Genomic DNA, 11,777 nt, shown 5'->3' on the forward strand with positions numbered 1-11,777 from the left:
CAGCCCGCCGGCGCGCGTGACGGCGCCGCCGCCGGCCAGCTTCCGCGCCGCGCTGGCCAAGCGCGAGACGCTCGACTTCGCCATCGACCATCTCGCCCGCCATGCCCCGGTGCCGGCCGAAGTGGTGCCGCTGCCCGCCGGCGCGCCGCTGGGCGCCATTACCGTGGATACGGGCCGCTGCACGCTGTGCATGGCCTGCGTGGGGGCGTGCCCGTCCAACGCGCTGCGCGACAACGCGGAGCGCCCGGTGCTGGCCTTTATCGAACGCAACTGCGTGCAGTGCGGGCTGTGCGAGACCACCTGCCCGGAGGACGCCATCGCGCTGGTGCCGCGTCTGCTGACAGGCGAGGGCGCCCGCCGCACGGTGACGCTGAACGAGACCCAGCCGTTCCACTGCATCCGCTGCGCCAAGCCGTTCGGCACCGCCCAGATGGTGCAGTCGATGCTGGTGCGGCTGGCCGGCCATCCGGCCTTTGCGGGCGCCAACGCGGACCGGCTGAAGATGTGTGCCGACTGCCGCGTGGTGGACATGATCGAAAAAGACACCGGCGCGACGCGCGGGGCCACGCTCCAGTAGCGCCAATCGCCCCAGCAGGGTGCGGCCGACCATACCTATCAAGACATGACCGATTTCCAGCCGATTCAGCTGATCCCGCCCGCGCCGGCCCCCGACGAGCCCGCCGCCGAGGAGATGGCCCGTGCAGACCTCTACGGCCTGCTGGCCACGCTGTTCTTCCAGGCGCCCGATGCCGCGCTGCTCCACCATATCGCCGCCAACCGCGCCAGCGACGAGGACGCCCGTACGGTGCTGGGCCAGGCCTGGAACGCATTGTGCGACGCAGCATCGACGACCACCGCCGAGGAGGCCGCCGACGAGTACGCGCGCCTGTTCATCGGCGTGGGCAAGCAGGAGGTCTTCCTGTACGGCTCCTACTACCTGGCCGGCTTCCTGAACGAGCGCCCGCTGGTGGCGCTGCGCGACGACCTGGCCCGCTACGGGCTGACCCGGCACGAGGGCATCAGCGAGACCGAGGACCACATCGCCACGCTGTGTGAGGTCATGCGCTTCCTGGTGGCGGGGGACGATGTGGCGATCTGCAACCCCGGCGAGCAGCAGCGCTTCTTTGCCCGCCATATGCAGCCGTGGATGGAGCGACTCTGCGACGCGCTGGCCGCGCACCCGCAGGCGCAGTTCTACCGCAGTGCGGCAGAGCTGCTGCGCGCGTTCACCGGCGTGGAGGCGGTGGCGCTGGAGATGCACTGAGGCAGGGCGATTTTGTGAAAGCCGTGTGAAAGGCCAACGCGAGCATCGGGTTTATCCTCGGTTTGAGGATTTTCCGATTGACAGTGTGGTCTTTCAGTTAGCTTCAATCTAGAATATGCAAGACAAGGCATAAATAGATCATCCATCGGTACCGCAGAACCGACAGGAGCCCCCATGAAAGACAAGCAATCCCGGGTCGCACGCCGCACCTTCCTGGCAGGGGCGGGCGTGGTTGCCGCTGCCGGTGCGGCCGCCGTGGCCACACGTGGGCAGTCGGCGCTGGCCGATGCCATCGCGCCGCCCACCGCCGCCGATGCGGCCGATCCCGCGCCCGACAGCCAGGGCTACCGGGTCTCCGCCCATATCCGCAAGTACTACCGCACCACGCTGATCTAGACGCACGCTCACGGCGTGCCAGGTGGCGCGCCCTGTCTGTCGTCCCCCTCTTTCGCCGAGGCAAGACATGATCCTGACCCGCAAGCGCGCGGACCAAGGCCAGACCGACCGGGTTGCAAACCGGCTCGCCGACCCGACTGCTCCGCAGGCCCATTCCGCCAGCAATGCCAATGCCAACGGGCGCCTGGCGTCCCGCCTGGCCGCCGGGCTGGCCGGAGCGATGCCGACGATGGATCGGCGCAGCTTCCTCAAGCGGTCGGGCATCGGCGTGGGCGCCGGGCTGGCTGCCACGCAACTGACCCTGATCCGCAAGGCCGATGCCGATGACGGCAAGGCCGGCGCCGGGGCTGGCAAGGGCGAGATCGTGGTGCGGCGCACCGTGTGCGGCCACTGCTCGGTGGGCTGCGCGGTGGATGCCGTGGTGCAGAACGGCGTCTGGGTGCGCCAGGAACCGGTCTTCGACTCGCCGATCAACATGGGCGCGCACTGCGCCAAGGGCGCCGCGCTGCGCGAGCACGGCCACGGCGAGTACCGGCTCAAGTACCCGATGAAGCTGGTCAACGGCAAGTACCAGAAGATCAGCTGGGACCAGGCGCTGGACGAGATCACGGCGAAGATGAAGGCCATCCGCCAGGAGACCGGCCCCGATTCGATGTTCTTCGTCGGCTCCTCCAAGCACAGCAACGAGCAGGCGTACCTGCTGCGCAAGTGGGTGTCGTTCTTCGGCACCAACAATACCGACCACCAGGCGCGCATCTGCCACTCCACCACCGTGGCGGGCGTGGCGAACACCTGGGGCTACGGGGCGATGACCAACTCGTACAACGATATGCAGAACGCGAAAGCGGCGCTGTATATCGGCTCCAACGCGGCGGAGGCGCACCCGGTGTCGATGCTGCACCTGCTGCACGCCAAGGAGAACGGCTGCAAGGTGATCGTGGTGGACCCGCGCTACACCCGCACGGCGGCCAAGGCGCAGCACTACGTGCGCATCCGCTCGGGCACCGACATCGCCTTCCTGTTCGGCGTGCTGTACCACATCTTCCAGAATGGCTGGGAAGATCCCAAGTACCTGAACGACCGTGTCTACGGCATGGACAAGGTCAAGGCCGAGGTGCTGGCCAAGTGGACCCCGGACAAGGTGGAGGAAGTCTGCGGCGTGCCCGAGGCCCAGGTGAAGCTGGTGGCCGAGACCATGGCGAAGAACCGCCCGTCCACGCTGGTCTGGTGCATGGGCCAGACCCAGCACACCATCGGCAACGCCATCGTGCGCGCTTCCTGCATCGTGCAGCTGGCGCTGGGCAATATCGGCGTGTCGGGCGGCGGCGCCAACATCTTCCGTGGCCACGACAACGTGCAGGGTGCCACCGACGTGGGCCCGAACCCCGACTCCCTGCCGGGCTACTACGGCCTGGCCACCGGCGCGTGGAAGCACTACGCGGCGGTGTGGGGCGTGGACTACGAATGGATCAAGAAGCAGTTCGTCTCGCAGACGATGATGGAGAAGTCCGGCACCACGGTGTCCCGCTGGATCGACATCGTGACCGAGAAGAGCGACCTGATCGACCAGGACAACAACGTACGCGGCGTGTTCTTCTGGGGCCACGCCCCGAACTCGCAGACGCGCGGCCTGGAGATGAAGCGCGCGCTGGACAAGCTCGACCTGCTGGTGGTGGTGGACCCATACCCCTCCGCCACGGCCGCCATGGCCAACATGACGCCGGCCGAGGGCGACAAGATCAACCCGAACCGCGCCGTCTACCTGCTGCCGGCGGCCACCCAGTTCGAGACCTCGGGCTCGTGCACGGCCTCCAACCGCTCGCTGCAATGGCGCGAGAAGGTCATCGAGCCGCTGTTCGAGTCGATGCCCGACCACACCATCATGCAGGCCTTCGCCGATAAGCTCGGCTTTGGCAAGGAGCTGTCGAAGCACTACAAGATGATCGAGGTCAAGCGCGCCGGCCGCACCTGGCAGGAGCCCGAGACGGAATCGATCTTGCGCGAGATCAACGCCAGCAACTGGACCATCGGCTATACGGGCCAGTCGCCGGAGCGGCTCAAGTCCCATATGCGCAACATGCAGATGTTCGATGTGCGCACGCTGCGCTGCAAGAGCGGCAAGGACCCGGTCACCGGCTACGACCTCACCGGCGATTACTTCGGCCTGCCGTGGCCGTGCTACGGCACGCCCGAACTCAAGCACCCGGGATCGCCGAATCTGTATGACACCTCGAAGCACGTCATGGACGGCGGCGGCAACTTCCGCGCCAACTTCGGCGTGGAGCGCGATGGGGTGAGCCTGCTGGCCGAGGATGGCTCCTTCTCGGCCGGGGCGGAGATCACCACCGGCTACCCCGAGTTCGACCACGTGCTGCTCAAGAAACTGGGCTGGTGGGATGACCTGACCGACGCCGAGAAAAAGGCCGCCGAGGGCAAGAACTGGAAGACCGACCTTTCGGGCGGGATCCAGCGCGTGGTCATGAAGAACCACGGTTGCCATCCGTTCGGCAACGCCAAGGCGCGCGCCGTGGTCTGGAACTTCCCTGACCCGATCCCGCAGCACCGCGAGCCGCTGTACTCCACGCGGCCGGACATGGTCGCCAAGTACCCGACCCACGACGACAAGATGGCGTTCTGGCGCCTGCCCACGCTGTACAAGTCGGTGCAGCAGCGCAACATCGAGAACAAGATCTACGAGAAGTTCCCGATCATCCTGACCTCGGGCCGGCTGGTGGAGTACGAGGGCGGCGGCGAGGAAACCCGCTCCAACCCGTGGCTGGCCGAGCTGCAGCAGGAGAACTTTGTCGAGATCAACCCGCAGGCGGCGTCCGCGCGGGGTATCCGCAACGGCGACTACTGCTGGGTGCGCACGCCTACCGGCGCCCGCCTCAAGGTGCGCGCGCTGGTGACGGAACGCGTGGGCGTGGACACGGCGTTCATCCCGTTCCACTTCTCGGGCTGGTGGGAAGGACGCGATCTCAAGGAGTTCTATCCCGACGGCGCGTACCCGATCGTCCGGGGGGAGGCGGTGAACACGGCCACCACCTACGGCTACGACTCGGTGACGATGATGCAGGAAACCAAGACCACCGTTTGCCAGATCGAGCGGTTTGCCTGAGCCTGAGAGACGGAGAGACACATGGCACGCATGAAATTCATCTGTGACGCCGAGCGCTGCATCGAATGCAACAGCTGCGTCACCGCCTGCAAGAACGAGCACGAGGTGCCCTGGGGCGTCAACCGACGCCGCGTGGTGACGATCAACGATGGCGTGGTCAACGCCGAGAAGTCCATCTCGGTGGCCTGCATGCACTGCTCGGACGCGCCCTGCATGGCCGTCTGCCCGGTGGACTGCTTCTACCGCACCGACGACGGCGTGGTGCTGCACGACAAGGACGTCTGCATCGGCTGCGGCTACTGCTCCTACGCCTGCCCCTTTGGCGCCCCGCAGTTCCCCAGCGAGGGCACCTTCGGCGTGCGCGGCAAGATGGACAAGTGCACGTTCTGCGCCGGCGGCCCGGAGAAGAACGGCAGCGAGGAAGAATTCGAGAAGTACGGCCGCAACCGGCTGGCCGAGGGCAAGCTGCCGCTCTGCGCGGAAATGTGCTCGACCAAGGCCCTGCTGGGCGGCGATGGCGACGTGATTGCCGACATCCTGCGCAACCGCGTGATCAAGCGCGGCACGGGCGGCGATGTGTTCGGCTGGGGCACGGCCTACGGCAAGCCGCAGGCGCCGGCCAATCCCGGATCGCCGGCGGCCCCCGGCACCCCGCAGGGCGCCGCGCCCGGCACCCCGGCCGGCGGAGGGCAGCCGTCATGACCCGCGCCGCGCTCATCGTATCGATGCTGGCCGCCGCCGCGCTGCTGGCCGCGTGCAGCGAGAAGCCGCAGACCGTCTCGTCCACGCACAAGAAGTCGGATTCCGTCGCCTGGCAGGGCGCCCCCGGCGACCCGTTCGTGGCCAAGGGCTGGACGGCGGGCGACAAGGACAGCTGGCAGCGTCAGATCCATCAGCGCAACCAGTACCAGAACGAGTACAACCGCACCCAATGAGCGGGGGAGGCGCCATGACCCTCATCCAGACCCTCAACACCCTGCTGGCCGGGGTGGTCCTTGCCGCCGGTGTCGCGGGCGCGGCGCTGGCCCAGACGCCGGCCTCGCCGCCTTCTGCGCCAACCTCGGCGCAACCCTCGGCGCAGGCCGAGGCGGACGCCAACAATCCCGCCACGCACCCGGTGCAGCCGTTCGCGGGCGTGGCCAGCGAGAACATCTTCAACATCCCCCGGCGCGACGTGGCCGCCGAGGCCCGCTCGCAGCAGGAGCGCTCGGTGACCCAGCCGGGCAACAACGCGCCGGTCTGGCGCGAAGTCAACTCCGACCAGCACCACTACAGCAGCCTGCCCGACAAGGAAGCCGGCGTCCTGATCCAGCGCACCGGCCAGCAATGGCGGCTGTTCCGCAATGGCGTGCTGACGGTCTGGGGCGGCTGGATCCTGATCCTGGCGCCGGCGGCCATCCTGGCCTTCTTCGCCTGGCGCCGCACCATTCCGCTGAAGTCCCCGCGCACGGGCCGGATGATCGAGCGCTTTACGCCCACCGAGCGCTTCGTGCACTGGGCCGTGGCCATCTCCTTCGTGATCCTGGCGATCTCGGGCATCGTGATCCTGTTCGGCAAGCACTTCCTGCTGCCGATCATGGGCCACACGCTGTTCGGCTGGCTCACCTACATTCTCAAGAACCTGCACAACCTGACCGGGCCGGTGTTCACGCTGTCGATCATCGCCACCTTCGTGGTGTTCGTGCGTGACAACGTGCCGAACCGCGGGGATGTGGTCTGGGTGCGCAAGCTCGGCGGGCTCGTCTCGGGCGCCCACGTGCCCAGCGCGCGCTTCAACGCCGGCGAGAAGATGTGGTTCTGGGGCGGGATGGTGCTGCTCGGGCTGGTCCTCTCGGCCTCCGGCTGGGTGCTCGACATGATCGTCCCGGGCCTGGACTACTACCGCGCCACGATGCAGATCGCCCATGTGATCCATGGGGTCTCCGCCGTGGTGATGATCGTGCTGGCGTGCGGCCATATCTATATGGGCACCATCGGCATGGAGGGCGCCTACCGTGCCATGCGCGATGGCTACGTGGACGAGGCCTGGGCCCGGGAGCACCATCAGATCTGGTACGACGACATCCAGTCCGGCAAGATTCCCGCCCAGCGCTCCACGCCCCGGGACGACACGCCGCGCGCGCGGCCGCGTCCCGGCGAAGTGTGACGGATTTCCGCAGCGCACCATGCACCCGGCCGAGGCGGCGTTACAATCGCCACGGCAGTCATCTCTAGAGGAGGGTTTGGCATGAAACGTGTACTTTGCGGTTTGGCAGTGGGCACCGCCGTGGCAATGATGGCGGGTTGTGGAACCTCGGGCACCAGCAGCGAAGCGGCCAGCGCCAGCGCGGCCCCGGCTGCCGCGCCGGCAGCGGCACGGGTGACGGTGGGCGCCAAGGCGGCGGCACCGTTGCAGTCCAAGAGCGGCACCAATACCGCGGGCCGTGTCACGTTCGACCAGCAGGCGGCCGGCGTGATGGTGGTGGTGGCGGTCACGGGCCTGCCTCCGGGCACCTCGCATGGTTTCCATGTCCACGAGAAGGGCGATTGCTCGGCCCCTGACGCGATGAGCGCCGGCGGCCATTTCAACCCGTCCGGCAAACCGCACGGCCAGATGACCATGCCTGAGCACCATGCCGGCGACATGAACAACCTGACCGCCGACGCCAGCGGCAACGCGCGCGTGCAGTTCCTGATGCCGGACGTCACTGTCGGCGCGGGCCCGAACAGCGTGATCGGCAAGGCCGTGGTGGTCCACAAGGACCCGGACGACTATCGCACCCAGCCGACCGGCAATTCCGGTGGCCGGATCGCGTGTGGCGTGATCGCCGCCTCCTGATCGTTCACCGTATCTCGCTATAGCCAGTCGTTCCGCGGTACGAAACGCCCCCTGAAACCGGCCCGATGGCGGCAACCCGCCACGGGCCGGCACCTATCCCGCCCCCGCCCCCCAGCCCCATGTCCCTGCGCCCCGAGTTGACCCATGCCGCCGTGCCGCTGATCGAGGAGGTGGAGGTCGTTGACGAACAAGGCCGCGTGCGGCCGGCCTGGCTGCCGGGCGAGCGGCCGCTGACGGTCTACCTCGACAAACGCGAACTGGTGACCCTGATGACGCTGGGCGGTTCGCCCGAGCACCTGGTGCTGGGCTACCTGCGCAACCAGCGGCTGGTGGAATCCATCGAGGATATCGCCGCGATCCAGGTGGACTGGGAGACCGAATCGGCCGCCGTGACCACCCGCACCGGCGTGGACCGCATCGAGGAACGCACCGCGCGCCGCGTGGTGACCACGGGATGCGGGCAGGGCACGGTATTTGGCTCGCTGCTGGACGAGGTGGACAACATCCGCCTGCCCGGCGACGCCACGCTCACCCAGGAAACCCTCTACGCGATCATCGACACCATCCGCCTGCAGCAGTCGGTCTACAAGCAGGCCGGGTCGGTGCACGGCTGCGCGCTGTTCCGGGGGAGCGAGCTGCTGATGTTCGTGGAGGACGTGGGCCGGCACAACGCCGTGGATGCCATCGCCGGCAGGATGTGGCTGGAAGGCATGACGGGCGAGGACAAGGTCTTCTACACCACGGGCCGGCTGACCTCCGAGATGGTGATCAAGGGGGCGCAGATGGGCATTCCATTCCTGCTGTCCCGCTCCGGGGTCACCCAGATGGGCTACCAGATGGCCCAGCGGGTCAACCTGAGCCTGTTCGCGCGCTGCACCGGCAAGCATTTCCTGTTGTATACCGGGCGGGAGCGCTTCCGCCACAGCCAGCCCGAGGCGGCCGCGCCGGCCTGAAGGCGCGCCGGGGGGCCGCCGGAGGCGGTTGGCAGCCGGATTGGTTGTACAATGCGGCCCATTCCAGCGGCACCGGCCCGGCCGGGCGCTGCCCATTGTCCATTCCGCCAGCCTATATGAGCATCAAATCCGACAAGTGGATCCGCCGCATGGCGGAACAGCACGCCATGATCGAGCCGTTCGCGCCCGGCCAGGTGCGGGAGCAGGACGGCCGCAAGATCGTCTCCTACGGCACGTCGAGCTACGGCTACGATATTCGCTGCGCGGACGAGTTCAAGATCTTCACCAATATCAACAGCACCATCGTCGATCCGAAGAACTTCGACGAGAAGTCCTTCGTGGACTTCAAGGGCGATGTCTGCATCATCCCGCCGAACTCGTTCGCGCTGGCCCGCACGATGGAGTACTTCCGCATTCCGCGCAGCGTGCTGACCATCTGCCTGGGCAAGAGCACGTACGCGCGCTGCGGCATTATCGTCAACGTGACCCCGTTTGAGCCGGAGTGGGAAGGCTACGTGACGCTGGAGTTCTCGAACACCACCCCGCTACCCGCCAAGATCTACGCCGGCGAGGGCTGCGCCCAGGTGCTGTTCTTCGAGAGCGACGAAATCTGCGAGACCTCGTACGCTGACCGCGGCGGCAAGTACCAGGGCCAGCACGGTGTCACATTGCCCAAGACCTGACCGCATTACAATGCCGGCGTCCGGACCGACGGCCGCCACTATTTGACGAAAGAGCCACATGACGCCGCCTGGAAGAACCTTCCGGCGGCCATGTGGCTCAAGTCTTTCCAAAGCCTTCTCATCAAGGATTGCCCGATGAAATTCCGCTTCCCCGTCATCATCATCGATGAAGACTTCCGCTCCGAGAACATTTCCGGCTCGGGCATCCGCGCGCTGGCAGAGGCCATCGAGCGCGAAGGCATGGAAGTGATGGGCTTGACCAGCTACGGCGACCTGACGTCGTTCGCCCAGCAGTCCAGCCGGGCATCGTCGTTCATCGTCTCGATCGACGACGACGAGTTCGTGCGCGCCGACGACCAGCCCGAAGCCGCCGCCATCGAGAAACTTCGCGCGTTCGTGAACGAAGTGCGCCGCCGTAATTCGGACCTGCCGATCTTCCTGTACGGCGAGACGCGCACCTCGCGCCATATCCCCAACGATATCCTGCGCGAGCTGCACGGCTTCATCCACATGTTCGAGGACACGCCCGAGTTCGTGGCGCGTCACATCATCCGCGAAGCCCGCGTCTACCTGGACACCCTGGCGCCGCCGTTCTTCAAGGCCCTGATCGCCTACGCGCAGGACAGCTCGTACTCGTGGCACTGCCCGGGACACTCGGGCGGCGTGGCGTTCCTGAAGAGCCCGGTGGGGCAGGTGTTCCACCAGTTCTTCGGCGAGAACATGCTGCGCGCCGACGTCTGCAACGCCGTGGACGAACTGGGCCAGCTGCTGGACCACACCGGCCCGGTGGCGGCGTCCGAGCGCAATGCCGCGCGGATCTTCAACTCGGACCACATGTACTTCGTGACCAACGGCACGTCGACCTCGAACAAGATGGTCTGGCACGCCAACGTGGCCCCGGGGGACATCGTAGTGGTGGACCGCAACTGCCACAAGTCGATCCTGCACGCGATCATGATGACTGGCGCGATTCCGGTGTTCCTGATGCCGACGCGCAACCACTACGGCATCATCGGCCCGATTCCGAAGAGCGAGTTCGACCCGGAGACGATCCGCCGCAAGATCGCCAACCACCCGTTCGCCAGCAAGGCCAAGAACCAGAAGCCGCGCATCCTGACGATCACCCAGGGCACCTACGACGGCGTGCTGTACAACGCCGAGCAGATCAAGGAGATGCTGGCGAGCGAGATCGACACGCTGCATTTCGACGAAGCCTGGCTGCCGCACGCCGCCTTCCACGACTTCTACCGCGACATGCACGCGATTGGCCGTGACCGCCCGCGCAGCAAGGACGCGCTGGTGTTCGCCACGCAGTCCACGCACAAGCTGCTGGCGGGGCTGTCGCAGGCGTCCCAGATCCTGGTGCAGGACTCCGAGACCCGCAAGCTCGACCGCTACCGCTTCAACGAGGCCTACCTGATGCATACCTCGACGAGCCCGCAGTACTCGATCATCGCCTCGTGCGATGTGGCGGCGGCGATGATGGAAGCCCCCGGCGGCACCGCGCTGGTCGAGGAAAGCATCCAGGAGGCGATGGACTTCCGCCGTGCCATGCGCAAGGTGGAGGGCGACTACGAGGCCGGCAACAACGGCGACTGGTGGTTCAAGGTCTGGGGCCCGGACGCGCTGATCGAAGACGGCATCGGTGACCGCGAGGCCTGGATCCTGCAGGCCAACGAGCGCTGGCACGGCTTTGGCGACCTGGCCGACGGCTTCAACCTGCTCGACCCGATCAAGGCCACCCTGATCACCCCGGGGCTGGACGTGGACGGCGAGTTCAGCGAGCGCGGCATCCCGGCGGCCATCGTCACCAAGTACCTGGCCGAGCACGGCATCATCATCGAGAAGACGGGCCTGTACTCGTTCTTCATCATGTTCACCATCGGCATCACCAAGGGCCGCTGGAACTCGCTGGTCACTGAATTGCAACAATTCAAGGACGATTACGACCAGAACCAGCCGCTCTGGCGCGTGCTGCCGGAGTTCGTCGGCAAGTACCCGCAGTACGAGCGCATGGGCCTGCGTGATCTCTGCGACGCGATCCACAGCGTCTACAAGGCCAACGACGTGGCGCGTGTGACGACGGAGATGTACCTGTCGGACATGGAACCGGCCATGAAGCCGTCCGACGCCTGGGCGATGATGGCCCACCGCGAGATCGAGCGCGTGCCTGTGGACGAACTGGAAGGCCGCGTCACCGCCATCCTGCTGACGCCGTACCCGCCGGGCATTCCGCTGCTGATCCCGGGCGAGCGCTTCAACCGGACCATCGTGCAGTACCTGAAGTTCGCACGTGAGTTCAACAAGCTGTTCCCGGGCTTCGAGACAGACATCCACGGTCTGGTGGAAGACGATGTGGATGGCCAGAAGGCTTATTTTGTGGATTGCGTGAAGCAGTAAGCCGGGCCTCACTCGAACCAAGAAAGACGCCTCGCGAGTGAACTGACCCCCAGAAGTTGGACGGTTGATGGCTAGGCCGGAAAGGGCTGAGTCCTGTATTGCACGGGACTCAGCCCTTTTAGTTTGAGCTTGATGCGGTCATGAT

At 66.5% G+C, this 11,777-nt stretch carries 12 protein-coding genes; 11 read left to right on the forward strand and 1 reads right to left on the reverse strand.

Going from position 1 to position 11,777, the window contains the following annotated elements:
* From KHO18_RS26985 to KHO18_RS27035, 11 genes are all read left to right on the forward strand, one after another.
* A partial coding sequence (locus KHO18_RS26985; protein WP_211944212.1) for a 4Fe-4S dicluster domain-containing protein occupies positions 1-577 on the forward strand: 577 nt, incomplete at its 5' end.
* Positions 578-622: 45 nt separating this feature from the next.
* Entirely contained in the window at positions 623-1,264 is a 642-nt protein-coding gene (locus KHO18_RS26990; protein ID WP_211944213.1) for a TorD/DmsD family molecular chaperone, read from the forward strand.
* A gap of 174 nt (positions 1,265-1,438) precedes the next feature.
* A complete protein-coding gene (locus KHO18_RS26995) occupies positions 1,439-1,660 on the forward strand; it encodes a formate dehydrogenase (protein ID WP_144197953.1) in 222 nt (73 codons plus the stop codon).
* A gap of 67 nt (positions 1,661-1,727) precedes the next feature.
* The gene (locus KHO18_RS27000; protein WP_144197954.1) at positions 1,728-4,778 is read left to right on the forward strand and encodes a molybdopterin-dependent oxidoreductase; all 3,051 of its coding nucleotides are present in this window, start codon (positions 1,728-1,730) and stop codon (positions 4,776-4,778) included.
* Positions 4,779-4,799: 21 nt separating this feature from the next.
* Positions 4,800-5,480 carry a formate dehydrogenase FDH3 subunit beta gene (gene fdh3B / locus KHO18_RS27005; RefSeq protein ID WP_144197955.1) on the forward strand — a complete coding sequence of 227 codons (681 nt, stop codon included), beginning with the start codon at positions 4,800-4,802 and terminating at the stop codon, positions 5,478-5,480.
* Positions 5,477-5,713: a hypothetical protein gene (locus KHO18_RS27010; RefSeq protein ID WP_144197956.1), complete on the forward strand. Its 237-nt coding sequence runs from the start codon at positions 5,477-5,479 to the stop codon at positions 5,711-5,713. The genes fdh3B and KHO18_RS27010 overlap by 4 nt, the downstream gene beginning before the upstream one ends.
* A 14-nt stretch (positions 5,714-5,727) precedes the next feature.
* A complete protein-coding gene (locus KHO18_RS27015) occupies positions 5,728-6,924 on the forward strand; it encodes a formate dehydrogenase subunit gamma (protein WP_144197957.1) in 1,197 nt (398 codons plus the stop codon).
* Between the two features lie 81 nt (positions 6,925-7,005).
* A complete protein-coding gene (locus KHO18_RS27020) occupies positions 7,006-7,596 on the forward strand; it encodes a superoxide dismutase family protein (protein ID WP_144197958.1) in 591 nt (196 codons plus the stop codon).
* Between the two features lie 119 nt (positions 7,597-7,715).
* Positions 7,716-8,549, forward strand: a complete 834-nt coding sequence (locus KHO18_RS27025) for a formate dehydrogenase accessory sulfurtransferase FdhD (protein ID WP_144197959.1) — start codon at positions 7,716-7,718, stop codon at positions 8,547-8,549.
* 116 nt (positions 8,550-8,665) lie between these two features.
* Positions 8,666-9,232 (forward strand): dCTP deaminase, encoded by a 567-nt coding sequence (gene dcd / locus KHO18_RS27030; RefSeq protein WP_144197960.1) that lies wholly within the window; start codon positions 8,666-8,668, stop codon positions 9,230-9,232.
* Positions 9,233-9,367: 135 nt separating this feature from the next.
* Positions 9,368-11,632 carry an arginine/lysine/ornithine decarboxylase gene (locus tag KHO18_RS27035; RefSeq protein ID WP_144197961.1) on the forward strand — a complete coding sequence of 755 codons (2,265 nt, stop codon included), beginning with the start codon at positions 9,368-9,370 and terminating at the stop codon, positions 11,630-11,632.
* 71 nt (positions 11,633-11,703) lie between these two features.
* Here the strand turns inward: KHO18_RS27035 and KHO18_RS28580 are convergent.
* The coding region (locus tag KHO18_RS28580) for an integrase core domain-containing protein (RefSeq protein ID WP_244845130.1) at positions 11,704-11,777 on the reverse strand (74 nt) is incomplete at its 5' end.

Source organism: Cupriavidus campinensis, from assembly GCF_905397395.1.
GTDB classification, from domain to species: domain Bacteria; phylum Pseudomonadota; class Gammaproteobacteria; order Burkholderiales; family Burkholderiaceae; genus Cupriavidus; species Cupriavidus campinensis.

What these genes read in the sequence shown, in the direction of transcription:
- KHO18_RS26990 (WP_211944213.1), top strand. Translation starts at nt 623, where the DNA reads ATGACCGATTTCCAGCCGATTCAGCTGATCCCGCCCGCGCCGGCCCCC.
- KHO18_RS26995 (WP_144197953.1), top strand. Translation starts at nt 1,439, where the DNA reads ATGAAAGACAAGCAATCCCGGGTCGCACGCCGCACCTTCCTGGCAGGG.
- KHO18_RS27000 (WP_144197954.1), top strand. Translation starts at nt 1,728, where the DNA reads ATGATCCTGACCCGCAAGCGCGCGGACCAAGGCCAGACCGACCGGGTT.
- fdh3B (WP_144197955.1), top strand. Translation starts at nt 4,800, where the DNA reads ATGGCACGCATGAAATTCATCTGTGACGCCGAGCGCTGCATCGAATGC.
- KHO18_RS27010 (WP_144197956.1), top strand. Translation starts at nt 5,477, where the DNA reads ATGACCCGCGCCGCGCTCATCGTATCGATGCTGGCCGCCGCCGCGCTG.
- KHO18_RS27015 (WP_144197957.1), top strand. Translation starts at nt 5,728, where the DNA reads ATGACCCTCATCCAGACCCTCAACACCCTGCTGGCCGGGGTGGTCCTT.
- KHO18_RS27020 (WP_144197958.1), top strand. Translation starts at nt 7,006, where the DNA reads ATGAAACGTGTACTTTGCGGTTTGGCAGTGGGCACCGCCGTGGCAATG.
- KHO18_RS27025 (WP_144197959.1), top strand. Translation starts at nt 7,716, where the DNA reads ATGTCCCTGCGCCCCGAGTTGACCCATGCCGCCGTGCCGCTGATCGAG.
- dcd (WP_144197960.1), top strand. Translation starts at nt 8,666, where the DNA reads ATGAGCATCAAATCCGACAAGTGGATCCGCCGCATGGCGGAACAGCAC.
- KHO18_RS27035 (WP_144197961.1), top strand. Translation starts at nt 9,368, where the DNA reads ATGAAATTCCGCTTCCCCGTCATCATCATCGATGAAGACTTCCGCTCC.